This is a genomic window from Streptomyces sp. NPDC018019 (assembly GCF_044327805.1).
Classification (GTDB): Bacteria; Actinomycetota; Actinomycetes; order Streptomycetales; family Streptomycetaceae; genus Streptomyces.
Window position 1 is genome coordinate 272,886 of record NZ_JBIRGD010000009.1, and the last position, 24,382, is coordinate 297,267.

At 73.3% G+C, this 24,382-nt stretch carries 20 protein-coding genes; 15 read left to right on the forward strand and 5 right to left on the reverse strand.

The genetic code is table 11. From position 1 onward, the window contains the following. The first annotated feature begins 53 nt into the window (after nucleotides 1-53). Complete coding sequence (locus ACH4FX_RS17995; RefSeq protein ID WP_398479931.1) at nucleotides 54-1,199, forward strand: ferritin-like domain-containing protein; 1,146 nt, start codon at nucleotides 54-56, stop codon at nucleotides 1,197-1,199. 26 nt (nucleotides 1,200-1,225) lie between these two features. Here ACH4FX_RS17995 and ACH4FX_RS18000 read toward each other — a convergent pair whose 3' ends face one another. The 4 genes from ACH4FX_RS18000 to ACH4FX_RS18015 form a co-directional block, all read right to left on the reverse strand. Then, a complete protein-coding gene (locus ACH4FX_RS18000) occupies nucleotides 1,226-2,062 on the reverse strand; it encodes an ABC transporter ATP-binding protein (protein ID WP_398479933.1) in 837 nt (278 codons plus the stop codon). A gap of 88 nt (nucleotides 2,063-2,150) precedes the next feature. Continuing rightward, nucleotides 2,151-2,651 carry an HD domain-containing protein gene (locus ACH4FX_RS18005; protein WP_398479935.1) on the reverse strand — a complete coding sequence of 167 codons (501 nt, stop codon included), beginning with the start codon at nucleotides 2,649-2,651 and terminating at the stop codon, nucleotides 2,151-2,153. A 104-nt stretch (nucleotides 2,652-2,755) separates the two neighbouring features. Further along, entirely contained in the window at nucleotides 2,756-4,210 is a 1,455-nt protein-coding gene (locus tag ACH4FX_RS18010; RefSeq protein WP_398479937.1) for a penicillin-binding transpeptidase domain-containing protein, read from the reverse strand. Then, the gene (locus tag ACH4FX_RS18015) at nucleotides 4,207-5,676 is read right to left on the reverse strand and encodes an FtsW/RodA/SpoVE family cell cycle protein (protein ID WP_398479939.1); all 1,470 of its coding nucleotides are present in this window, start codon (nucleotides 5,674-5,676) and stop codon (nucleotides 4,207-4,209) included. The genes ACH4FX_RS18010 and ACH4FX_RS18015 overlap by 4 nt, the downstream gene beginning before the upstream one ends. 739 nt (nucleotides 5,677-6,415) lie before the next feature. On the opposite strand from ACH4FX_RS18015, the gene ACH4FX_RS18020 reads away from it, so the two are divergent. The 4 genes from ACH4FX_RS18020 (at nucleotide 6,416) to ACH4FX_RS18035 (ending at nucleotide 10,213) form a co-directional block, all read left to right on the forward strand. Then, complete coding sequence (locus tag ACH4FX_RS18020) at nucleotides 6,416-7,702, forward strand: cytochrome P450 (RefSeq protein ID WP_398479941.1); 1,287 nt, start codon at nucleotides 6,416-6,418, stop codon at nucleotides 7,700-7,702. Between the two features lie 331 nt (nucleotides 7,703-8,033). Beyond that, nucleotides 8,034-8,750 carry a hypothetical protein gene (locus tag ACH4FX_RS18025; RefSeq protein WP_398479943.1) on the forward strand — a complete coding sequence of 239 codons (717 nt, stop codon included), beginning with the start codon at nucleotides 8,034-8,036 and terminating at the stop codon, nucleotides 8,748-8,750. A gap of 96 nt (nucleotides 8,751-8,846) precedes the next feature. After that, nucleotides 8,847-9,476, forward strand: coding sequence for a class F sortase (locus tag ACH4FX_RS18030; RefSeq protein ID WP_398479945.1), 630 nt, complete (start codon nucleotides 8,847-8,849; stop codon nucleotides 9,474-9,476). Further along, a complete protein-coding gene (locus ACH4FX_RS18035) occupies nucleotides 9,476-10,213 on the forward strand; it encodes a hypothetical protein (protein ID WP_398479947.1) in 738 nt (245 codons plus the stop codon). The genes ACH4FX_RS18030 and ACH4FX_RS18035 overlap by 1 nt, the downstream gene beginning before the upstream one ends. A gap of 19 nt (nucleotides 10,214-10,232) precedes the next feature. On the opposite strand, the gene ACH4FX_RS18040 is transcribed toward ACH4FX_RS18035, so the two are convergent. After that, nucleotides 10,233-11,465 carry a cytochrome P450 gene (locus ACH4FX_RS18040; protein WP_398479949.1) on the reverse strand — a complete coding sequence of 411 codons (1,233 nt, stop codon included), beginning with the start codon at nucleotides 11,463-11,465 and terminating at the stop codon, nucleotides 10,233-10,235. A gap of 819 nt (nucleotides 11,466-12,284) precedes the next feature. On the opposite strand from ACH4FX_RS18040, the gene ACH4FX_RS18045 reads away from it, so the two are divergent. From ACH4FX_RS18045 to ACH4FX_RS18090, 10 genes are read left to right on the forward strand one after another with little or no spacing between them, the layout of a single operon-like run. Continuing rightward, nucleotides 12,285-13,118, forward strand: coding sequence for a sugar phosphate isomerase/epimerase family protein (locus ACH4FX_RS18045; RefSeq protein ID WP_398479951.1), 834 nt, complete (start codon nucleotides 12,285-12,287; stop codon nucleotides 13,116-13,118). 25 nt (nucleotides 13,119-13,143) lie between these two features. Next, entirely contained in the window at nucleotides 13,144-13,527 is a 384-nt protein-coding gene (locus ACH4FX_RS18050; RefSeq protein ID WP_398479953.1) for an acyl carrier protein, read from the forward strand. Beyond that, nucleotides 13,524-17,018: a thioester reductase domain-containing protein gene (locus tag ACH4FX_RS18055; protein WP_398479955.1), complete on the forward strand. Its 3,495-nt coding sequence runs from the start codon at nucleotides 13,524-13,526 to the stop codon at nucleotides 17,016-17,018. The genes ACH4FX_RS18050 and ACH4FX_RS18055 overlap by 4 nt, the downstream gene beginning before the upstream one ends. Nucleotides 17,019-17,041: 23 nt before the next feature. Next, nucleotides 17,042-17,923, forward strand: coding sequence for a 3-hydroxyacyl-CoA dehydrogenase family protein (locus ACH4FX_RS18060; RefSeq protein WP_398480008.1), 882 nt, complete (start codon nucleotides 17,042-17,044; stop codon nucleotides 17,921-17,923). Next, the gene (locus ACH4FX_RS18065; RefSeq protein WP_398479957.1) at nucleotides 17,920-18,216 is read left to right on the forward strand and encodes an acyl carrier protein; all 297 of its coding nucleotides are present in this window, start codon (nucleotides 17,920-17,922) and stop codon (nucleotides 18,214-18,216) included. Before ACH4FX_RS18060 ends, ACH4FX_RS18065 begins: the two co-directional genes overlap by 4 nt. Beyond that, nucleotides 18,213-19,325: an acyl-CoA dehydrogenase family protein gene (locus ACH4FX_RS18070; RefSeq protein WP_398479959.1), complete on the forward strand. Its 1,113-nt coding sequence runs from the start codon at nucleotides 18,213-18,215 to the stop codon at nucleotides 19,323-19,325. Before ACH4FX_RS18065 ends, ACH4FX_RS18070 begins: the two co-directional genes overlap by 4 nt. Beyond that, a complete protein-coding gene (locus tag ACH4FX_RS18075) occupies nucleotides 19,322-20,344 on the forward strand; it encodes a 3-oxoacyl-[acyl-carrier-protein] synthase III C-terminal domain-containing protein (RefSeq protein WP_398479961.1) in 1,023 nt (340 codons plus the stop codon). Before ACH4FX_RS18070 ends, ACH4FX_RS18075 begins: the two co-directional genes overlap by 4 nt. Then, a complete protein-coding gene (locus ACH4FX_RS18080) occupies nucleotides 20,341-21,501 on the forward strand; it encodes an HAD-IIIC family phosphatase (protein ID WP_398479963.1) in 1,161 nt (386 codons plus the stop codon). The genes ACH4FX_RS18075 and ACH4FX_RS18080 overlap by 4 nt, the downstream gene beginning before the upstream one ends. Beyond that, complete coding sequence (locus ACH4FX_RS18085) at nucleotides 21,498-22,766, forward strand: MFS transporter (RefSeq protein ID WP_398480010.1); 1,269 nt, start codon at nucleotides 21,498-21,500, stop codon at nucleotides 22,764-22,766. Before ACH4FX_RS18080 ends, ACH4FX_RS18085 begins: the two co-directional genes overlap by 4 nt. Continuing rightward, nucleotides 22,763-24,382 (forward strand): AMP-binding protein, encoded by a 1,620-nt coding sequence (locus ACH4FX_RS18090; protein WP_398479965.1) that lies wholly within the window; start codon nucleotides 22,763-22,765, stop codon nucleotides 24,380-24,382. The genes ACH4FX_RS18085 and ACH4FX_RS18090 overlap by 4 nt, the downstream gene beginning before the upstream one ends.

The window sequence follows — 24,382 nt, forward strand, 5'->3', positions numbered from 1 at the left end:
GAGCCTGCCGACGACCACCTCCGGCAGGGGGCCGGCGGAGCGAGGAGGCGAGGATGTCGAGCCGCGAGCTGTACGTACAGGACCCCGGCGGATACGAGTGGACCGTGCCGGCGGGCAGCCCGGCCCGCTTCAGCTGGGAGTACGACGACGGCCGGGAACGCCTCCTCGCGCTGTACCAGAAGGGCAAGGACAAGCAGTGGGACGCGAACCTGCGCATCGACTGGGCGCAGGAGGTGGACCCGTACGACCCGCTCGGCACCCCGGACGAATCGGTGTCCCTGTACGGCACGCCGCACTGGGACCGGATGTCGGACAAGGAACGCGGCGCCCTGCGGCAGCACTTCGCCTCCTGGCAGTTCAGCCAGTTCCTGCACGGTGAGCAGGGCGCGATGGTGTGCGCGGCGCGCATCGTGGAGACCGTCCCCGACCTCGACGCGAAGTTCTACTCCGCGACCCAGACCATGGACGAGGCCCGGCACGCCGAGATCTACAGCCGCTTCCTCAAGGAAAAGATCGGGATGCTCTACCCGGTCAACGACAACCTCCAGGCGCTGCTGGGGGACACCCTCAGGGACTCCCGCTGGGACATGCCCTACCTGGGCATGCAGGTGCTGATCGAGGGCCTCGCGCTGGCCGCCTTCGGCATGATCCGCGACACCACCACCAAGCCGCTGCCCCGGCAGATCCTCGCCTACGTCATGCAGGACGAGGCCCGCCACGTCGCCTTCGGGCGGCTCGCGCTGCGCGACTACTACAAGCAGCTCACCGACGCCGAACTGCGCGAGCGCGAGGAGTTCGTGATCGAGGGCTGCTACCTGATGCGCGACCGGCTGCGCGGTCTGGAGGTCCTGGAGAACTTCGGCATCCCCCGCCAGGAGGCCGCCGGCATCACCGAGAACTCCGCATTCCTCCATCTCTTCCGCAAACTGCTCTTCAGCCGCATCGTGCCGTGCGTGAAGGACATCGGCCTGTGGGGCGGACGCCTCCAGCGCGCCTACGTGGACATGGGCGTCTTCGACCTGGGCGACTCCAACCTCGACCAGCTGATGGCCCAGGACGAGGAACTGGCCGAACGACTCGACGCCGAACGCTTCGCGAACGAAGAGCGCGCCCGCAAGGCGGAGGTGACGGCGGCGATCACAGAGGGCGCACAGCAGGACGACGGAGTCAAGCCTGAGCAGTTGGACGACGGGGCCTGAAGCCGCCCCGAGCGGGGTAGCGGACCCTAGCGCCGGCCCGAGCGGGCGAGCCAGCGGCCGTTGTGGCGGGAGACCTCGATGGGGCGGCCGAAGCAGGCTGTCATGCGGTCGCCGGTGAGGACGTCCTCGACCGGTCCCAGCGCTTGTACTCGGCCCTCACGCAGCAGCAGCGCGTGGCCGATGGCGGGGGACAGTTCTTCCAGGTGGTGGGTGACCGTGACGGTCGCCAGGCCGGGGCGGCCTTCGGCCAGGCGGTACATGGTGTCGATCAGGTCCTCCCTGGACGGGAGGTCGAGCGCGTTGAACGGCTCGTCCAGGAGGAGCAGCGACGGATCGGCCATCAGCGCGCGGGCGATGAGCAGGCGGGCCCGCTGACCTCCGGAACACACGCCGTACGGCCGGTCCGCCAGGTCCTTGCACTCCAGCTCGGCCAGCAGTTCGTGCGCGCGCTCGCGGGTCGCGTCGTCGTACTTGCCCCACAGCGGCTGCACCGTTCCGGTCGCTCCGGTCAGCACCACCGTGTGCCCGGTGGCGTCCTGGGGCACCTTCTGCGCGCTGGAGACCAGACCGATCGCGGCGCGCAGTTCCCGCACGTCCACGGTGCCCAGCCGGTGGCCGAGCACCTCGACCGTGCCCGTGGTGGGGAACATGAGCGCGCCGATCAGCCGCAGGACGGTGGTCTTGCCCGCACCGTTGGCGCCGAGCAGGGCCCAGTGCTCACCGGTGCGCACGGTCCAGTCGATGCCGTCGAGGATGACCTGTCCGGTGGTGAAACGGCGGACGCTCGCGTCGTGGAGGGCGGCGACCACCTGGTCGCCGGGGGCCGATGGGGCGGTGGGGTCCGAGGGCTCCGAGGTCGTCATGGCGGGCAGGTTAGCTGTATGGGGCAGCTTTGCGAGGCGGTGTCCGCGGTGTGGAACGGGGCCGGCCCCGGGACCGCGGACGGCGGTGCTACGCCGGCCCCAGCAGCGCGCGCACCCGGGCGTACTTCACGGTCAGCCGCTCCCGCGTCGCCGCGTCCAGTACCGCCAGCCGCGCCGGGTCCGCGTTGTGCGCCAGGTCCGCCTGCTTGACCAGCAGCGCGCCGGGTGTGGCGAGGATGCGCGCCGTATACGCCTCGACCGGCTCTCCCGGGCGCTTGGTCACCGCGCGGACCATCGCCTTGGTGCGCGGGGTGAGCGCGGCGCCGTCCAGCCATGCGGGCGGCAGCGCTTCGTCCTCGATCGCGTCGTGCAGCCAGGCGGCGGCGATCTGTTCGTCGCTGCCGCCGTGTGCGCGTACGCCTTCGGCGACCGCGGCCAGATGTTCAGCGTACGGACGGCCGGCCTTGTCCGTCTGCCCTTCGTGCGCGCGGCGGGCCAGCGCCTCGACCTCGGTGAGCGGCAGCACGGCCCGGCCCCGGTCACGGGCGGCCGGCTGCCGGGTGCGTTCCCTGCGGTGTGTAGGTGCCATGCGTTCCCCTGCCCCTTCGCGGTCCGGCCCGGCTCACCGGCGTCCCGCATCCCCGGTACCCCGGACGTTCCGTGCCCCCCCCGTACGTCCCGGTACCCCGTACGTCACCGTAGCGCGGCCTGCATCACCGCACGGGCGATGGGGGCCGCGCTGCCGCCGCCGCTGATGTCCGCGCGGTCGGCCGCCGCGTCCTCGACCACCACCGCCACGGCCACCGCCGGGTCGCGCGCGCCGTCCCGCTTCGCCCAGGAGATGAACCAGGCGTACGGCGTGCCCTCGTTGTGCACCCCGTGCTGCGCGGTGCCGGTCTTGCCGCCGACGGTGGCGCCGTCGATCGCCGCGTTGGTGCCGGTGCCCCGGGTGACCACGCCGGTCATCAGCTCCTGGAGGTGGCGCGCGGTGCCCCGGCTCATGGCCCGGTGCAGGGTCCGCGGCCGGGTGGTGGCGACGGCCGCACCGTCCGCGTCGGTCACCTTGTCCACCAGATAGGGGGTTCTGACCTCGCCGTCGTTGGCCACCGCCGCGGCGACCATCGCCATCTGGAGCGGGGTGGCCGTGGTGTCGTACTGGCCGATGGCCGAGAGCGCCACCTGTGCCGCGTTCATGTCGGTGTCGAAGTTGCTGCGGGCGGCGGGGGAGGGGACCTTCAGGTCCTTGTCGTTGAAGCCGAAGTTCTCCGCGGTCCCGGCCATGCCGTCCAGACCGACGGCCACGCCCAGGCTCGCGAAGACGGTGTTGCAGGAGACCTCGAAGGCGTGCCGCAGGGACGCGTTCGCGCAGCCGCCCGCCTCGTTGGTGAGCCGTGTGGACGTCCCCGGAAGGGTGTACGGGCTCGGGACGCCGGTGCTCGCGTCGAGGTCCCCGGCCTTGTGGTGGTCCAGCGCCGCCGCGGCCGTGACGACCTTGAAGGTGGAGCCCGGCGGATACGTCTGCTTCAGGGCGCGGTTGAGCATCGGCTGCGCGTCGCCGCTGGTGAGCCGGCTCCAGGCGGCGGTGACCGGCTTGCCGGTGCCGGCGAGGTCGTTCGGGTCGTACGACGGCGTACTGGCCAGCGCGAGGATCTTCCCGGTCCGCGGCTCGACGGCGGCCACCGCGCCCTTCTTGGCGCCCAGCCCCGCGAACGCGGCCCGCTGCGCCGCGGCGTCGATCGTGGTGTGCACGTCGCCGCCCGGCTGCTGTTCACGGGTGATGTCCGTCCACAGCGGGACCGGGGCGAGCCGGGGGTCGGTGCCGGACAGCATGTCGTCCTCGGCGTTCTCCAGCAGCGAGGTGCCGTAGATCTGGGAGGCGTAGCCGGTGACCGGCGCGTACAGCGGCCCCTCGGCGTACGTGCGCTCGTACCGCAGCTGCCCGCCGCTGTCCCGGGAGCCGGTCACGGGCCTGCCGCCGACCAGGATGTCGCCGCGCGGCTGGCTGTAACGGGCCAGGACGTTGCGCCGGTTGGCGGGGTTCCGGTCGTAGTCGTCGGCCTTGAAGACCTGGACGCGGGCGGCGTTCAGCAGCAGGGCGACGAGCAGCACGAGACAGAAGACGCTGGCGCGGCGGATGTAACGGTTCACCGGTCCCGCTCCTCCCCGTCGCCGAACCCGTAGCCGGACCGGTACGGGGTGTCCTCCTCCGCGGACGGCCCGGCCGAGGACCCCGACCGGCCGCCGCCGGGGCGTACCCCCGCGATGACCCCGGTCTCCGCGGCGGCCGGGTGCGGACGGCGGGCGCTGTCGCTGATCCGGATGAGCAGCGCGATGATGATCCAGTTGGTGACGACGGACGAGCCGCCCTGGGCGAGGAACGGCATCGCCATGCCGGTCAGCGGGATCAGCCCCATCACACCGCCCGCGATGACGAAGACCTGGATGGCCAGCAGGGAGGCGAGGCCCACGGCCAGCAGCCGGCCGAACGGGTCGCGCAGCGCGAGGCCCGCCCGGTAGCCGCGGGCGACCAGCAGCGCGTACAGGAGGAAGAGCACGGTCAGGCCGACCAGCCCCAGTTCCTCGCCGAAGGTGGCCAGGATGAAGTCGGACTTCATGGCGAAGCCGATGAGGGCGGAGTGCCCCGCGCCCAGGCCGGTGCCGAGCATGCCGCCGGCCGCGAAGGCGAACAGCGACTGGGCGAGCTGGCTCGCGCCGCGGCCCGCGTCGATGCTCGCGAACGGGTGCAGCCAGTCCGAGACCCGGCTGTGCACATGCGGTTCGAGGGAGCCGACGGCGGCGGCGCCGGCAGCGGCGAGCAGCAGGCCCATCGCGATCCAGCCGGTGCGGCCGGTGGCCACGTACAGCAGGACGACGAAGACGCCGAAGAAGAGCAGCGAGGTGCCCAGATCGCGTTCGATGACCAGGACGCCGACGCTGATCAGCCAGATGGTGACGATCGGGCCGAGCACCCGGCCGGTGGGGAACTGGTACCTCCACATCCGTCTGCCGGTGTGGGCGAGGGCGTTGCGGTTGGCCGCCAGGTAGGCGGCGAAGAAGACGGTGATGAGGATCTTCGCGAACTCGCCGGGCTGGAAGGAGAAGCCCGCCACCCGGATCCAGATCTTCGCCCCGTTCACCGCGGGGAAGAAGATCGGGACGATCATCAGGGCGAGACCGGCGGCCACCGACACGTACGCGTAGCGCTGCAGGACACGGTGGTCGCGCAGCAGCAGGACCACGCCGGCGAACAGCGCGACGCCGAGGGCGGACCAGACCAGCTGGGTGGGCGCGGCCTGGTTCCGGGGCGTCTCCAGGTCGAGCCGGAAGATCAGCACCAGCCCGAGCCCGTTGAGCAGCACGGCGATGGGCAGCAGCAGGGGGTCGGCGTACGGGGCCCGGAACCTGACGGCGAGGTGCCCGAGGAGGGCCAGTACGCCGAGGCCCGCGCCGTAGCCCACCGCGTCGCCCGGTACGGCGTTCTGCCGGGCGAGCCCGACATCGATGTACCCGTAGACGCTGATGAGCACGGCGCCGACGAGGAGGACCAGTTCGGTGCCCCGGCGTCTGGGCAGTCTCAGGCCCGGTGGGGGAGCGTCCGCCGTGGATGCGGTCATGTCCGGCAACGTAGCAAGCGCCGAGGGATATGTCCTTTATGTCGGGATGGGCGGGGCGTGTGGTGCGAAGCGGTCGCAGGGGGTGGGGCGAGGCGGCCGGGAGGATGTCCGGCTCGGGGAGGCACGGGTGGCGGGCGGTAGGGGCCGGCGGGCACGGTTTCCGGGAGGGTGGGCCGTGGCCGCGTCGGCCGGTGGGCCGTGCGGGGCCGCGCTTTCCGGGCCGTACGGGCACGATTACCGGGCCGGGCGAGAGGCGCGGCGTCTCCGGCTTCTCCCGCCGGAGCGTCCGGGGCGGGGACGCGCGAATCGGTGTGCGGGTTGCCCCGTTCGCCCGTGACGGAAACGGTGGGCCGCATCCCCGCGTACGGTTGGCTTTCACTCACGACGTCCGGTACTTCCGCGGCCCCGGCAGCGGCCCGTGCGACGGTGGCCTACTGGCCCGGAACCGGGGCCAGTTCGGGGCGGCGGCCAGGGTCGTGCGGCCTTCCCCGGGGAAGCCCCTAGGGGACGAACAAGGGTTGTTCCGTGATTGGGCGCAATGGCAGTTTGTAAACTCGCCCTCAGACCGCGCGCACACATAAGTACAAGGCTGAGCTCGTCACGCTGGATGCGGCCGACCGGTCCATGGCGCACGTCACATCCGCGAACGCCGAGCGGATGTCCCGGCGTTCGGCGGCCCTTGCCGGGGCCCGCCGAGGGCGGGTGACCGTCCCCCTCGACGAAAGGCAGTATTAGCGTCATGACGACTCTCCGTTCCCGGATCATCGCCTGGGCCGGCCGCCTGTATATGGCCAGAACGCGCAAGAAGGGCTTCGACCTGTCTCGGATGTCTTTCTTGCCCGAGTCTGTGTTGATGCCGTTGCGGCGGCACGGGCTGGACCCGGTGGGCGAGCTGGCGACGGTGCGCGAGAAGGAGCCCATCTCCAAGCTGCCGGTGCCGCTCGCCGCCAATGTGTGGCTCGTCACCGGTTACGACGAGGTCAAGGCGGTGCTGGGCAAGGCCAATGCCTTCAGCTCCGACTTCACCAACCTCATCGGGCAGGCCGGCGCCAGCACCGACCAGAACCCCGGCGGCCTCGGATTCGCCGACCCGCCGGTGCACACCCGGCTGCGCCGTCTGCTGACGCCCGAATTCACCATGCGCCGGCTCGGCCGGCTCACGCCCCGTATCCACGAGATCGTGACGGAGCGGCTGGACGCGATGGAGAAGGCCGGCAGCTCCGGCGAGCCGGTCGACATCGTGGAGACCTTTGCGCTGCCGATTCCGTCGCTGGTCATTTGTGAACTGCTCGGTGTGCCGTACGAGGACCGCGCGGACTTCGAGCGGCTGAGCGCCGCGCGCTTCGACCTCTTCAGCGGTGCCAACGCCTCCTTCGGCGCCATATCGGAATCGCTCGCGTATTTCCGTGAGGTGGTCAAGAAGCAGCGGCAGAACCCGGGCGACGGACTGCTCGGGATGATCGTCAAGGAGCACGGCGACTCGGTCAGCGACGAGGAGCTGGCGGGCCTCGCCGACGGCGTGCTGACCGGTGGCTTCGAGACCACCGCGAGCATGCTGGCGCTGGGGGCCCTGGTCCTGCTCCAGGACGAGTCGCACTTCGCGGCCCTCAAGGACGACGACGAGGCGGCCGAGCGTTACGTCGAGGAGCTGCTGCGCTACCTCACCGTCGTCCAGGTGGCCTTCCCCCGCTTCGCGCGCGAGGACATGGAGATCGCCGGCGTGCCGATCGCCAAGGGCGACGTGGTGCTGTGCTCGCTCAGCGGCGCCGACCGGGACGGCAAGCTGGGCCCCGACATGGAGCGCTTCGACCCGTCCCGCAACGTTCCCTCGCACCTCGCGTTCGGCTACGGCATACACCGGTGCGTCGGCGCGGAGCTGGCCCGTATGGAGCTGCGGGCCGCCTATCCCGCGCTGGTGCGGCGGTTCCCCAACATGCGGCTCGCGGTGGAGCCGGACGCGCTGGCGTTCCGCAAGCTGTCGATCGTGTACGGCATCGAGTCGCTGCCGGTGCACCTCGACGGCTGAGTCCGCCGTTTCTTTCCCGCGCCGCTGGATCAGAATTCAACCAATTCTCGGGCGGGCGGCGGGCGCGGCTCGATTTCATTCCGACGACCGGGCACTCGATCTTTCGGCCGAGTGTCCGGTCGTTGCTTTTCCGACTTAGGGATGAGTGGCGCGGAATTCCGCCGGGACCAAAGTCCCGGAAAGCGCGGGAGTCGCCTGCCCGTTTCCGTATCTTCGGCCGGCTGTTACATTTCCGGAGAGTTTCCGTGATGCGGGCTGCCTAACTTCGTCGGTGTCGTCGGCGCACCGCCGGACGGCGCTCCCAGTCCGGAAAACCGCAAAGGAACTCCTGATGACCGTCAACCGCCGCCGCAATCTCGTCCGTACCACCGCCGTCGCGGCCGTCGCCGGCTCCGCGATGATGCTGCCCGCCGCTGCCGCCTTCGCCGACGGCCCCCGGGCGGAGGCCACCGCGCAGCAGCCGGAGAACAAGGGCGACGAGGGCAAGCAGCAGAAGGACGCCCAGCAGAAGGGCGAGCACCACAAGGGCGAGCGCAAGCCGGTCCGTACGCAGGCGCTGTCCGGCGGATTCACCGCCAAGATCTACAAGCTGGGCCCGGACCATTTCCAGGCCGACATGTACGGCAAGGACCCGGCCACCGGCAAGCCCGTCAAGATGGACACGCTGGAGACCAGGGGCGGCAAGCCCGCTTACGGGCAGCACAACGGCGCGCACTTCGTCCTCCAGCCCGACGGGTCCATGACCTCCTGGGTCCAGGGCGGCGACAAGAACAAGGACGAGAAGAAGGGCGAAAAGAAGGGCGAGAAGAAGCACGAAAGGAAGCCCGAAGAGCAGAAGGGCGCCAAGAAGGGGCAGCAGCAGTCGCAGCAGAACGGCGGCAAGCAGACCCAGGTCACGCCGAAGGGCGGCGTGAAGGCCGGTGCCGAGGGCGTCGGCGGGGCGCCGGAGACCTCGACCGTGCTGCTCGCCGGCGGCGGTGCCGCCGCGGCCGCGGCGGGCCTCGGCTTCGCGCTGCTGCACCGCCGCAAGGCCCGCGAGGACGCCTGAGCCGCGGCGCCACCGGGGCGGGCCGCTCCCCCTCACCGGAGCGGCCCGCCCGCCGGCCCCACCGCTTCCCCCTCCCCGTACGCACCAGGAGCCACCATGTCCACGTCCGCCACGCCTCGCCACGGCCGCGTCGGAGGCATCGGAGGCATCGCCGCGCTGAGCGTCCTCGCGCTCGCCGCCGGTGGCGCCCTGACCGCCTGCGGTGGCGGTCCCGGCCCGGACGTACGGGTGGACAACGCCGTCAGCAGCCCGGCCGGGCAGGCCGCCGCCCCGATGAAGCGGTCCGAGCCGACCCGTCTGCAGATCCCGGCGGCCGGGGTGGACAGCCGCCCGGTCCTCCCGCTCGGCCTCACCGGCGACGGCGAACTGGACGTCCCTCCGGTGGACAAGGCGGACAAGGCGGGCTGGTTCACCAAGGGGGTCACCCCGGGGGAGAAGGGTCCGGCCGTCCTCGTCGCGCACTACGACACGGCCCGGGGCCCGGCCCTGATGAAGGACGTCCGGAAGCTGAAGACCGGTGACGTCATCAAGGTCGGCCGCGCGGACGGCTCCACCGCCGCCTTCGAGATCCGCGAGGTCCAGCAGGTGGACAAGAAGAACTTCCCGACGGACCGGGTGTACGGCGACACCGACCGGCCCGAACTGCGCCTGATCACCTGCGGCGGCCCGATCGTGGACGGCCACCGCTCGGACAACATCGTCTTCTACGCGGACCTGGTGAAGTGATGCGCGACGTGCTCCCGTCCGGCCCGCCGCGCCGGTGCGCGCCGCGGCGCCCGCGTCACCTGCTGTCCGCCGCCTCGGCCGCCGGGCTCGCACTGCTGCTCTGCGGCTGCGGGACCCAGGGCGAGGCCCTGGTCGCGGGCCCGGCGGCCAGGGCCTCGGCCCCGGTCCGCCTGTGGCCGGACCGCCCGCAGCCCGAGCAGCCCGCCGGCCCGGCCGTGCCGCCGTCTCCCGACCGGGTGCCCGGGATGTCCGCAGCGCCCGGCGGCGACATCCACACGCTCTCCGCGCTGGCCGTCGTCCAGGCCGAGGTCGCGGCCCACCCCGGCGTGGTCACGGGAGGCGACGGCATGTACGAGGACACCGCCCGCAGGATCAGGTCCTGCGCCCGGATCGGCGCGCCGGGCTGCCCGCTGCGCGAGCCCCGCTTCCACGACCTGACCGGCAACGGCCGGGACGAGATGATCGTCGGCTTCGAGGACGGCTCCGGCCCGGACACGTTCCTGGGGCTGCGCGCCTACACCCTCGACCACGGCGTCCCCGTCCGCATCCTGTCCACCCACGTGCGCCCGCTGTCCGTCGAAGTGGCGGGCCACGACGTCGTCGTGCGCGAGCCCGCCGAGCTGCCCGGCTACGAGAACCGCTCGGTGTTCGCATGGGACCCGGCCCTGCGCGGGATGACGCTGCACCGCGCCGAGATCCGGCGGACCCGCCCCGGGCCGGACGGCACCCACCGCTGAACGGCCGCCCCGCGCCGCCTCACTCCGCCCGCAGCGCGACGGGCAGACTGGTCACGCCGCTGAGCAGGTTGGAGTAGTTGCGCCGGGTGTCCCCGCGCAGCTCCACCGAGGCCACCAGCTCGCGCAGCGCCGTCAGCATGGCGGCGATCTCCGCCCGGCCGAGGTAGGCGCCGAGGCAGAAGTGCGGGCCGTACCCGAAGGACAGGTGCTTGTTGGGGGTGCGGCCGAGCAGGAAGCGCTCCGGGGCCTCGAAGACCTCCTCGTCCATGTTCGCCGAGTCGTTCCACAGCGTGACGATGTCCCCGGCCCTGATCACCTGTCCCTGGGTGCCGGCCGGTATGTCCTCCAGCGCCGTACGGCCGAAGTGCAGCGCGGGCGTCGTCCACCGCAGGATCTCGTCCACGGCGGTGGAGATCTCCGCCTCGCCGCTCTTCAACGCCCGCCACTGGTCCGGGTTCTCGACCAGCGCGAGCACACCGCCGGTCATCGACATCCGGCTGGTCTCGTCGCCGCCGATGATCAGGCTGTAGCAGTTGACCACGATCTCGTCCATGGTCAGCGGCGCGCCCTCGATGGTGCCGGTGGCCAGCACGCTGATCGCGTCGTCGCCAGGGTCCCGGCGGCGCTCCTCGGCCAGTGTGCCGAAGTAGGCGAGGATGTCGTTGCGCGCCTGCCACGCGGCGGCGGGCGACTGGGCGGCGCCGTCGTTGCCGAGGGCCGTCGCGGTCAGCTCCAGCACCTTCGCGCGGTCCGCCGCGGGCACGCCCATCAGGTCGCAGATCGCGGTGAGCGGGATGTCGGCCGCCACGTCCCGGGCGAAGTCGCACTCGCCGCGGGCGACCGCCTCGGCGACCAGGGCCCGGGTGGACCGCCGGATGTTCTCCACCACGCCCTCCAGGGTGCGCGGCGAGAACGCCTTGAGCAGGATCTTGCGGATGTCGGAGTGCCGCGGCCCGTCCGTCACCGCGGCCATCATGCCCGCCGCGGAATCACCGCCCATCAGCAGTGTGGTGAGGACGTTGCCCCGCTCCGACGTGAACCGTTTGTCGTCCCGGTAGATCTCGGAGACGTCCGCGTGCCGGGAGACGACCCAGAACCCCGGTGCGCCGCCCACGGAGGGGTGCCAGTAGAACGGCTGGGTCCTCCGCAGATGGCGCCAGACCTCGGACAGGTCGTACTCGGCGTGGGTGCGCGGGTCGGTCAGGTCGAGCGTCGCGATGTCCCCGGGACTCAGCTTGATGCGGCCGGACATGAACTCAGCTGCTCCTTTCCCGGGCGCTTCGCGAAGCGCCCGGACCGGACCGGCCGGGCGCGGCCGGCCACTGTTCCGTTCGTGAGCCTCGCGTGCATTCTCCGGTACGGCGGCGGCCGGGACACGGGCGCCGTGTGCGGACGGCGGGCGGGGGCGGACGGGGGGCCCGCCGCGTCCGCCGGGCGTGTGCCGCCGCGGTGCGCGCGCGGGCGGCGCAGCCTCTGTCCGGGCCCCTTCGGGGGTCCGCTCCCGCTTTCGGTTGCTTCGTCCAACTAGCCCGGCTGAGCTGGGATTTCGTCGCCGAACGCGGCGCCATGAGGTGACATTTCGCCATAGGGTGCGCACAGAGACGCGTGCTAGCATCCCGGTGTTCGACAGGGCCACAACAGGTCGTCAGAATCGTTGGCCGACGGGGGCGCGAATGATGGCAATCAACGAGAGAGCGGACGCCGCGGCGAGTAGCGCGGCCTGCTCCGGCAGCGCGTTCCGGCGGGCCGCCGGCCGCTGCCCCGCACCACCACGCCGCCCGGCGGACGCCGCTGCGTAGCGGCTCCCGGCCCGGCGTACGAGAACTCGGCACCCACAGCAGTCGATCCCCGCGAACGGACCGCGCCCTGCCGGAAACGGCGACGGCCCGGTACGCGCACCGGTGCGCGTGGTGGCACGCATGCCGCCGCGCCGCTCCAGGACAGTGCTCCCGCTCCGGCCCAACCACCGCCGTGCTTCCCACGATGCCCGGCCGGGCCTTTTCGCGGCAGCAAGGCCGACGCTCTCCGGGCCCGCGACCCGGACGCGCACCGACTAGAAGCGGAACCAACCATGACCCTTCGGACAAGCCTCGGGCTGCTGGTGGACCAGGCGTTCTACGGCTCCCCGTACCAGGGCAAGGACGCCTGGCGGGCCGCCGCCGACCTGGGCGCCGAGTGGATCTGCATCGTCGAAGAGGCGATGGAGCTGGAGCAGGAGAGACTGCTGCGCTTCCGCAGCGACGCGGAAGCGGTCGGCCTGCCGATCAGTCTGACGGCCTGCCACGCCTTCGGCCTCAGTGACTTCCGCGACGTCGTACGGGAATTCCACCTCAAGCGCGCCGAGATGCACGTGGATCTCACTCGCGAACTGGGCGGCGGTGTGATGAAGTTGCTGCTGGGGGACTGGTTCTGGCGCGCCATGTGGCCCGAGGAGGCCCAGTGGCGGCTGCTGGTGGCCTCGGTGCGGCGGCTCGCCGACTACGCCGAGGCGCGCGGCGTCGGGCTCAGCGTCAAGCCGGAGCCGATGGACACCTCGCTCATCACCGACGTCGACGACCTGGTCCGGCTGCTGGACGACGTCGGCTCCCCGGCCCTCCAGGCCAACGTGGACGTCTCCCACCTCGTCGTCGCGGGTGTGGCCGCGTCCGAGGTGGGGCGGCTGGCCGGCCGGGTCAACAGCGTGGACTACTCCGACTCCAACGGCACGTACCACGAGCACCTGGTGCCCGGCGAGGGCGTCGCGGACATGGCCGCCTTCACCGAACAGCTCCTCGCCGTCGACGCCGGGTGGATCGGTGTCGAGGTCGGCCCGTTCGCCGACCCGGAGAACGCCTACGACAAGGTCGGCCGGGCGATGGCCCGGTCCCGCGCCTTCTTCGCCACCGCGGCGGCGCGGCGTGCCTGAACCCGACACCCTCCCGGAGGCCCCCGTGGTGAACCCCGAAGACAGCCCGCCCGTCCCGGCGGACCCGCTCCAGCTCGTCCGCCAGGCGTGGCAGGACGTCCTGGGCATCGACGAAGCCCCCCTGGACACCGGGTTCTTCGAGACGGGCGGCAACTCGATGCTGCTGGTGATGCTCAGCGACGAGCTGTCCGACCTGACCGGCCGCGAGCTGGAGGTCGCCGAGCTGTTCCGGCACGACACCGTGCGCGCGCAGGCCCGGCTGCTGGACCCGTCGTACGAGCCGGAGGCACCGGCCCCGGTGGCCGCCGCGGCCGGCCGCGGGCGCCTGCTCGGCAGTGCCCGGCGCGGCCGTACGGACGGCGTGTCCGCCCCGGGCCCGCAGGGGTCGGAAGGGTCCGCCGCGCGATGAACAGCGAGACCGCCGTAGCGGTGGTGGGCGTCGGCTGCCGGTTCCCGGAAGCCGCGACTCCGGAGGAGTTCTGGAGCAACCTCGACAAGGGCGTGGTCTCGCTCCGGGACATCCCCGCGGAGGACCTGCGCCGCTGCGGTGTGTCCGCCGGGACCGCCGCCGCGCCCGGCTTCGTGACCCGGTCCGGGTGGATCGCGGACCCGGAGCTGTTCGCCGCGGAGTTCTTCGGCCTCCCGCCCGTCGAGGCCGAGCTGATCGACCCGCAGCAGCGGCTGTTCCTGGAGGCGTGCTGGGAGGGCCTGGAGCGGGCCGGCCACCTGCCCAACGGTGACCACGGTCCGCAGGTCGGGGTCTTCGCGGGGGCCGGCAACAGCACCTACAACACGCTCCTCCAGTACGCCCGCGCCCGTACGGAAGGCCCCGCCGCGTTCGACGACCTGTCGTTGCAACTGGGCGGCGGCATCGACTTCATGGCGTCCCGGGTCTCCTACAAGCTCGGCCTGCGCGGCCCCTCGGCGGCCGTGCAGACCGCCTGCTCCTCCTCGCTGACCGCCGTGCACTACGCGGTCCTCAGCCTGCTGTCCGAGGAGTGCGACATCGCGCTGGCGGGCGGCAGCGGACTGTCGTACCCGTCCGTCGGCTACCGGTACCAGCCCGGCGGCGTGCTGTCCGAGGACGGCTACTGCCGCGCCTTCGACATCCGCTCCACCGGTACCGGCGCGGGCTCCGGCATCGGCGTCGTCGTCCTGCGCCGCCTGGCCGACGCGCTCGCCGACGGCGACCCGGTCCTCGCGGTGGTCCGGGGCAGCGCGGTCGGCAACGACGGCGCCCACCGGCCCGGATTCACCGCGCCCAGCCCCGACGGCCTGGCCTCGGTCGTCTCCGCCGCGCTCGCGGTGGCCGGCACCGACCCGGCGGACCTGCGGTACGCCGAGGCCCACGGCTCCGGTACACCGCTGGGCGACCAGGTGGAACTGCGCGGCCTCATCGACGGCCTGCGCGCGGCGGGCGGGCGCCCGGCCGACCGCGGCCACTGCGCGCTCGGCACGGTCAAGGCGAACATCGGGCACGCCGGATCGGCCGCCGGCATCGCCGGGCTGATCAAGGCGGTGCACGTCGCCCGCACCGGCCACCTGGTCCCGCACCCGATGTTCGAGCACGCCCGCGACCCGGGTGTGCTCGCCGACAGCCCCTTCTACGTCCCCACCGACCTGGAGCGGTGCACCGAGCCCGGGCGTCAGGTGCTGGTCAACTCGATGGGCCTGGGCGGCGCCAACGCGTCCGTCGTCCTCGCCCCGCCGCCGGAGCCGGTGCGCCCCTCGGCGCCCGCCCGGCCCGTCGTACGGCTCCAGCTCTCCGCCCGTACGCGCACCGAACTGGACGCCCTCTCCCGCCGCCTGGCCGACGAGATCGACCAGGACCGCGCCCCGGCCGGGGACATCGCCCACACCCTGCGCGTGGGGCGGCGGGACTTCCCCGAGCGCCGGGTGGTCACCGCGGCGCCCGACCGGCTGGCCGCGGCCCTGCGCCTGCCCCGCCCGCCCGCCGCCCGCACGGTCCGCGCCGGCACCCGCCGCCCGGTGCTGGCCGTCACCGCGGCCGGTGAGCGCGCCGAGGAGATGCGCACCGCCCTGCTGGCGGCCCTGGGCCGCCGTACCGAGCAGCACGCCGCCGTGCCCGCGGCGCTGCCCGCCGACGCCTACCTGCTGATCGTCGGCGAGGGCGAGAGCGGCCCCGGCCGGTACGTGCTCCCGGCCGACCCGGCCGAGGACCGCGCGGCCCTGACCGAGCGGATCGCCGCGGCGCTCGCGGACGCCTGGCTGCACGGCGTCCCGGTGGACGCCCGCGCGCTGGACGACGGCACCGGCCGACGCGTCACGCTGCCCACCTACCCGTTCACCCGGCGGCGCTGCTCGGCGCTGGACGACTCGGTGTTCGAGGTTCCGGGAGCCACGGCCCAGGAGCCCGCCGGGGCGGGTGCGCCCAGCGACCGGGCCACCGGCCGGCCCGCCGGTCTCGAAGGCGAACTGCTCGCCCTATGGGAGGAGTTGTTCGGCACCCGCGGCATCGGCCTGCACGACACCTTCGGCTCCCTCGGCGGCACGTCCCTGCTCGGTCTGCGGATGACCCTGGAGGTGCAGGAGCGGTACGGCACGCTGCTCAACCTGCACCGCACCGGCGGCAGTCAGGCCACCGTCGCCCGCGTCGCCGAGGCGATCCGCGGCGCGTCGGACCGTACGGCCACCGACGCCCCCGCCACTGGGACCGCCGTCACTGGGACCGCCCCCGCCGCGCACCCGTCCGACGCCGCCCTCATCGACGCCGACCTGGCCCTGGAACTCCCGCCGTTGGCACCGCGCGGGACACCGCCCGGCACGGACGTGCTGCTCACCGGCGCCACCGGCTTCGTCGGCGCCTTCCTGCTGCACGAACTGCTCCAGGACCCCGGCTACCGCGACAGCCGCGTCCACTGCCTGGTCCGCGCCGACGACGAGGAACACGGCCGACGGCGGCTGCGCGAGACCGCCGCCCGCTTCCGCCTCCCCGAACCCGACCCGCACCGCGTCCACGTCGTCCCCGGCGACCTGCGGGACGTCGCCGAGGTGTGCGAGACCTACCGGGACGGCGAACTGGCCCGCCGCACCGGCCACGTCGTCCACTGCGCCGCCCGCGTGGTCTTCACCGAGCCGTACGAGGTGCTGCGCCCGGCCAACACCCTGGCCACGTACCACCTCCTCGGCTGGATGCGCCGCCACGGCATCATGGACATCAGCTACATTTCCACCCTCGCCGCCTGCGGCCAGGCCCTCGGCTCCGAGGGCCGCCTGCTGGAGCGCCGCGACCAGCCCCTGGACCCGGACGCCGGCGGCTACGGCATCTCCAAGTGGGTCGGCGAACGCCTCCTGGACAAGGCCGAGCGGGACGGCATGCGCGTCCGCGTCTTCCGCCCCGGCCTGATCGGCGGCGACACCGCCACCGGCGCCTGCAACGACCTGGACCTGCTCTGGCGGCTGATCGCCGCGTGCCTGGCCATCGGCGCCCACCCGGCGGACGACATGCCGCTGCCGGTGGCCCCGATCGACCTGGTCGCCCGCGCCGTCGTCCGGCTCGGCCGCACGCCCGGCTCCGTCGGCCGCGCCTACCACCTGGTCGGCGAGGAGCCCCCCACCTTCGCCGCGCTCTTCGCCGAACTGGCCGCCCTGGGCCTGCCGACCCGCGGCGTGCCGGTCGCCGAGTGGGCGCGGCTGGCCGGGCGGCGGGCGCTGGAGACCGGCGATCCGGTGCTGTCCACGATGGCGCTGTACGAGACCCACGACCTGGACACGCCCCGCGTGGACGTGGCGGGCGGGCTGTGGCGGGAGTGGCTGGACGAGCACGGCCTGGACCCCCGCCTGGACGGCGAACGCACCCTGCGGGCCCTGCGCCACCTCGCCGGACGCCCGGAATTCGCGGCCCTGTTGACCGATGTGACGGAAGGTGCAGCCCGGTGACCACCGATGGAGCGACCCACAGGATGACGGACGGCACGACGGCGGACGGGAGATGGGGCGACGGCCGGCTGGCCATCGTCGGGGCCGGTGTCATGGGCACCGCGCTGGCCACGCTCGCCGTGGGCCGCGGCCTTGCGGTGCTGCTGACCGACGTGTCCGAGGAACAGCTGGAGCGGGCCCGCGGCGATGTGCGCCGGCAGCTGCGGCACGCCCGGCTGCTGGGCAAGCTGCCCAAGGGCCCGGACGGCGAGCTGACCACCGGCGCCCCGTACGCGGGCCTGGACACCGCGGCGGCCGTCATCGAGGCGGTCACCGAGACCACCGAGGCCAAGGCCGAGGCGCTGGGCGAGATTTCCGCCGCGGTCCGGCCCGGCACGCTGATCGCCTCCAACACCTCGGCCGTACCGGTCGACGAGCTGGCGGGCTATGCCCAGCGCCCCGAGGACGTCGTCGGCACCCACTTCATGAACCCGCCCTACCTGATCCGCGCGGTCGAGGTGATCCGCGGCCCGCGCACCGGAGACGCGGCGATGGCCACGCTGGACCGCCTGCTGGCCGCCCTGGACCGGGAGGCGGTCGTGGTCGGCGACGGCCCCGGCTTCGTCTCCAACCGCATCCTGATGCGGGTGATCAACGACGCGGCCCGGCTGGTCGCCGAGGGCCGCGCCCCCGCCGAGTCCGTCGACCGCGTCTTCACCGGCTGCTTCGGGCACCGTACGGGGCCGCTGGCCACCGCGGACCTGATCGGCCTGGACAACATCGTCGACACGCTCAAGGTGCTGCACGACCGCACCGGCGACGACGGGTACCGCGCCTGCGACCTGCTCCTGGAGAAGGTGCGGGCGGGCGACTTCGGCCGCAAGACCGGCAACGGCTTCTACTCCTACGGAGGAACGCGCGCATGACCACCGTCGACAACCAGGCCGACGCGGCGACCGGACCCGGCGCCGAGGCGGTGCGGGAGCGCCTGGTGGCGTTCCTGGGCGAGCGCACCGGCGGCGACTGGCCCGTGGACCGGGAGCTGTTCGCCTCCGGGGCGTTCTCCTCGCTGTTCTCCCTGGAACTGCTCCAGTACGTCGAGCAGGAGTTCCAGGTCACCGTCGAGGGCGACGACCTGACGCTGGACAACTTCCGTACCGTGCCCGCCATCGCCGCGCTGGTCCAGCGGCTGCGTGGCGAAGGAGCGGCGGGGCGGTGACGGCACAGGCGACCGCGGACGCCCGCGCCGCGCTCGGCGGACTCGTCGGCGACCGCGCCGGGGAGTGGGACCTGGCCGGCCGTATCCCCGCGGAGACGGTACGGGAAGCCGCCCGGCGCGGACTGCTGTGCGCGCAGGTCGCCGCGGAACACGGCGGGCTCGGCCTGGACAGCCGGGCCAACGGCGAGCTGACCGCGCACGCCGGGTCCCTGTGCAGCTCGCTGCGGTCGCTGATGACCTCGCAGGGCATGGCCGCCTGGACCGTGCAGCGCTTCGGCACCGCCGCGCAGCGCGGCACGTTCCTGCCCCGGCTCACCGGGGGAGAGACGGCCGGTGTCGCGTTCTCCGAGAGCGGCGCGGGCAGCGACCTGTCGGCGATGCGCACGGAGATCCGCCGCGCGGGCGGCACGGTGCACGTCACCGGCGAGAAGGTCTGGGTGACCGGCGCCGCCTACGCGGGCCTGCTCGTGGTCTTCGGGACGTACGGCAGCGGCGCGGCCGTGGTGGTGGTGCCGGCCGACGCCCCGGGCGTACGGATCGAGCGGGTACCGGACCCGATGGGCTGCCGGGCCGCCGGGCACGCCGACGTGCGCCTGGACGACGTGCGCGTACCGGCGGACCATCTGCTGTCCGGCGCCGGCCTGCCGGTCGCCCTGCTCGCCACCGCCGCGCTGACCTACGGCCGGCTCTCCGTCGCCTGGGGCTGCGCGGGCATCCTGCGGGCGTGCGTGGACAGCGCGGCGGCGCACGCCCGGGACCGGGAGCAGTTCGGCAAGCCGCTCGCCGACCACCAGCTGGTCGCCCGGCACCTGGCCGAACTGGCCGTCGCCGAGCAGGTCGCGCTGCGCTGCTGCGAGCACGCCAGCGCCTGCTGGGACGACAACCGGCCGGAGCTGGGCACCCAGGCCGTCGTCGCCAAGTACGTCGCCTCCAGGGAGGCCGTCCGGGGCGCCGCCACGGCCGTCCAGGTGCTGGCCTCCCGCGGGGCGGGCGACGGCCACCCGGTGGCGCGGGCGTACCGCGACGCCAAGCTCATGGAAATCATCGAGGGCAGCACGGAGATCAGCCAGCTGCTCCTCGCGGACCACGTACGGACGGGCCGGGGATGACGACGACGGACACGGAAGGCGGCACGGACGCGGGCGGGGGCCCGGCCGCGGACATCGGAGTGGGGGCCGTCCACTGCCTCCTGCCCGACGAGCTGACACCCGTCGAGAAGCTGGACGAGATCGGCCAACTGACGCGTGAGGAAGCCGACTTCGCGCTCGGGTGCGGCATCCGTACGGTCGGCCGGTTCAGCGACGAGCCGCCGGCGGCAGGTCTCGCCGCCCGTGCCGTCCGCGAACTGCGCGAACGCGACACGGCGGCCCCGGACCCGGACGTGCTGGTGGTGGTCGGCGCCCGCGCCCCCGAGGTGCTGCTCGGCTCCGAATCCGGCCGTATCGCGTCCGAGGCCGGGCTCACCTCGGCGTTCTCCTTCGTCCTGGACGGGCTGGGCTGTACGGGCTCCAGCTCGGCCTGGTCGCTGGCCCGGGACCTCCTCGCGGCCGACCCGGCCCGGCAGTCCGTCATGATCGCGCACGCCAGCCGCCCGGTGGCGCTGGACCGGGTGCGCCACCCGGTCACCGTCGTCGGCGACGGTGCCTTCGCCATGACCCTGGTGCGCGGTGGCCGCCCGGTGCTGCGCGCCCACCGCCAGCACACCGACGGCCGGTTCCACGACCTCCTCCAGGTCGACTACCGCAGCGCCCCCTGGTACGAGTGGCGCGAGGAGATCGACTCCGCCGACCGCTACCGCTTCGAACTGGCCCTGCACAGCCGGCAGCACCTCAAGCGGCTGGTCGAGCAGGTCCTCGCGGACGCGGGCGTGCCCCGGGAGCGGATCGCCGCCACCCTCATGCAGAACGTCACCGCGTCGGCCTTCGAGTTCTACGAGACGCTGCTCGGCCTGCCGGTCCACCCCGTCTGCACCGACCACCTCCAGGCGTACGGGCACCTCGGCGCCATGGACGTGGTGCTCAACCTGGACCGGCTGCTGGCCCGCGGCGAGCTGGCACCCGGCGACCTCGTCCTCGTCCTCAACAACAGCCCGGTCGCGGCGTGGGCCGTGACTCTCTGGGAGGTATGACCGGCATGGCAGGCAGTGAGACGGCGGACACCACGAGCACCCCGGACCCGGCGGCGACGGCCCCGCGCCCCGCGGTGAAGTGCCTGGTCTGGGACCTGGACAACACCCTGTGGCAGGGCGTCCTGCTGGAGAACGACGACCTGGAGCTGCGCCCCGGCGTCCTGAAGACGCTGCGCGCCCTCGACGAGCGCGGCATCCTCCAGTCGGTGGCCAGCCGCAACGAGTACGCCGACGCCTGGGCCCGGCTGGAAGCGCTGGGCGTCGCCGAGTACTTCGTCCTGCCGCACATCGGCTGGGGCCGCAAGTCCGACGCCGTACGCGCCGTCGCCGAGCAGCTGAACTTCGCGCAGGACACCATCGCGTTCATCGACGACCAGCACACCGAGCGCGCCGAGGTCGCCTACCACCTGCCGGACGTCCGCTGCTACGACGCGGCGGAGGCGGCCGGCCTGCCGGACCTCGCCGACTTCTCGCCCTCCGTCACCACCGACGCCCGACGGCGCCGTGCCATGTACCAGGAGAAGTTCCGGCGCGAGGCGGCCCAGAGCGAGTTCAACGGGCCGGACGAGGAGTTCCTGCGCTCCCTGGACATGCGGCTGCACATCGCCCGCGCCGCCGCGGACGACCTCGCGCGCGTCGAGGAACTGACGCTGCGCACCAGCCAGATGAACGCCACCGGCGTGCACTACTCGGACGCCGATCTGCGCGCCCTGCTCACCGACCCGGACCACGAGGTGCTGGTCACCACCGTCGAGGACCGCTTCGGCTCGCACGGCGCGGTCGGTGTGGCGCTGCTGGAGCGGCAGCCGGCCAGCTGGCGCCTGAAGCTGCTCGCCACCTCCTGCCGGGTGGTCAACTTCGGCATCGGCAGCCACGTCCTGCGCTGGATCGCCGACCAGGCCGCCCGGGCCGGCGTGCACCTGGAGGCCGACTTCCGGCGTACCGAACGCAACCGGATCATGGAGGTCGCCTACCGGTTCGCCGGCTTCGACACCAAGCCGTGCGCCTGCCAGGACGCCCGGGAGCCGGCCGTCGACGCCCCGGCGGACGCCCAGCGCCTGCACCTGGTCCCGCGGCGGCAGGCCGCCCCCACGACACTCGCCGCGTCCGGACCCGTCCTGTGGTCCGGCGACGGCACCACGCGACCGTGGGCATGACGGACGGCGCCGCGAAGGTGCCCGGCCGGGGCGCGTTCGGACGGCTGTGGGCGTCCACCGCCGTCTCCGCGCTGGGCGACGGTGTACGGCTGACCGCCCTGCCGCTGCTCGCCCTCTCGCTCACCACCGACCCGCTGCTGATCTCCCTGGTGACGGTCGCCAACTGGCTGCCCCTGCTCCTGTCGCCGCTGGCCGGCGTCTGGGCGGACCTGGCCGACCGGCGTTCGCTGCTCATCGGCATCGACCTGCTGCGGGCCGCCGCGGTGCTGGTCCTCACGCTGACCGTGGTCACCGGTGCGGTGGGCCTGCCGGTGGTCTGCGCGGTGGCGGCGGTGCTCGGGCTGGGCGAGACGGTGCACATCGTCGCCTCCCAGTCGTACCTGCCGATGGTCGTGGACACCGGACGGCTCGCCGCCGCCAACGGGCGCCTCCACGTGGCCCAGCTGATCTTCCGCGACTCCGCCGGGCAGCCGCTCGGCAGCCTGGCCTTCGTCGCGGGCGCGGGCCTGCCGTTCCTGATCGACGGGGTGTCGTTCCTGCTCGGCGTGGCCCTGCTGGCCACCCTCCCGCGCTTTCCCGGGCCGCCCGCGAACCGTACCGGCCCGGGCGACGCGCCGCGCTGGCGCACCATGATCCTCGACGGCGTACGCCTGCTCCGCACCGACCGGCTGCTGGCCACCCTCGCGGGCATGCTCGGCGCGCTGAACTTCTTCATGGCCGTCACCGGCACCCTCGAAGTCCTCTACGTCGTGCGCTGGCTCGGCCTGCCGGAAGCGGCGTTCGGCGTGTTCCTGGCGGTCGGCGCGCTCGGCGGCATCGCGGGCGGTCTGCTCAACTCGCGGCTGGCCGACCGCTTCGGACTCTTCCCGGCCGCGCTCGGCGGCATGGTCCTGATGGGCGTCGCCATGCTGCTCACCGGCCTGGTGCGGCATACGCTCGTCGCCGCCGCGGGCTTCGCCCTGATGGCGCTCGGCGCCGCCGTCTACCAGGCGCTGACCGTCTCCTTCCGCCAGGCCACCACCCCGCCCGACCAGCTCGGCCGGCTCAACGGCGTCTACCGGCTGGTGGGCACCGGCACCATCCCGCTGGGGGCGCTGGCGGGTGGCGCGGTCGCCAAGCTGGTCGACGTCAACGTGCCGTACGTGGCCGCAGGCATCGGGGTGCTGCTGCTGTTCGTGCTGGTCGCACGCCCGGTCGTACGGATGGGGGCGGCGCAGCAGGAGCGCGCCGCGGCCCCGGACGCACCGGCGGAGGCCGCCCCGTGAGCCGCCCGCCCACCGCCGGAACCACCTCCTCCCCGCCCACCGTGGACCCCGTACGCCAGGAGCCCGCCTTGGAAGGCCGCACCCTCTACCAGTGGTTCGCCGACTCGGCCCGCCGGTGGCCCGACGCCCCGGCCCTCGAACTGGGCGAGCAGACCCTGACCTACGGCGAACTGGACCGGAGGGCGGTGGCCCTGGCGGCCCGCGTCCTCGAACAGCAGCCCGCCGCCGACGGCCCTCCGCGCCTTCCGGTGAGAATCGCGCTGGCCGCCACCCGGACGGTGGACACGTACGTGGCGTACCTGGCCGTCCAGCGCCTCGGCTCCTCCGTGGTCCCCCTCAACGCCGACCACCCGCTGCCCCGCAACCTCGACATCGCGCGCCGCGCCGGGGTCGGCGCGATCCTCGCCGGCGAGGAGCACCGCGCCGCGTTCACCGCCCTGCCCGCGGTGACCGTCGTCCCCGCGGACGGCGACGGCCTCCCGGACCCGCCCGAGGGCGCGCTGCCCGCACATCCCGGCGACCCGGAGGCGGAGGCGTACCTGCTGTTCACCTCCGGCTCGACGGGCCGCCCGAAGGGCGTGCCGATCCGCCACCGCCACGTCTCCCCGTACGTGGCGTACACCATCGCCCGGTACGCGGCGGGCCCCGGCTGCCGGATGTCGCAGACCTTCGGCCTGACCTTCGACCCGTCCGTGCACGACCTGTTCGTCGCCTGGGGCTCCGGCGCCACCGTCGTCGTACCGGACCAGGACGAGCTGTACCGGCCCGTGGACTACGTGGTGCGCCGCCGGCTCACCCACTGGTTCTCCGTACCGTCCCTGGTCACCACCGCCCAGCGGTTCGGCAACCTGCCGCTGGGGCAGGTCAGCACCCTCCGGCACAGCTGCTTCAGCGCCGAACCGGTCACCGCGCAGCTGACCGCGCTGTGGCAGCGGGTGGCGCCCGGCAGCCGGATCCACAACCTGTACGGGCCGACCGAACTGACCATCACCTGCACCGACCACGACCTCGGTGACGGCGCGCCCGGCACGGGCAGTTCCAACGGCACGGTCCCCATCGGGCAGCCGTACCCGCACATGGAAGCGGTCCTCCTCGACGAGGACGGACACCCCTGCGACGACGGGGAACTGTGCGTACGCGGCGCCCAGCGCTTCGACGGCTACCTGGACCCGGCCGACAACGCCGGACGCTTCGTACGGTACGAGCCGGGCGCGCCCGCCGTCCCGTACGACGGCTCCGGCCCGCTCACCAGCGCGCACTGGTACCGCACCGGCGACCGGGTCCGCCGGGAGGGCGGCCGGCTGGTGCACCGCGGCCGGCTGGACGGTCAGGTCAAGATCATGGGCCACCGGGTGGAGCTGGGCGAGGTGGAGGCCGCGATGCGGCGGCACCCGGAGGTGACCGAGGCCGCCGTGGTGGCCGTCACGGTCAAGGACGAGGTGCGGCTGCTCGCCGCCTACCTCGGCAAGGAGATGCGCGCGCACGAGTTCGGCCACTGGCTGCGGCAGCACCTCCCGCTGCACATGGTGCCGCGCCGCATCCGGCGCCTGGAGGAACTGCCGCACAACGACAACGGCAAGCTCAACCGCGCACGGCTCGCCGAGCTGCTGGCGTGA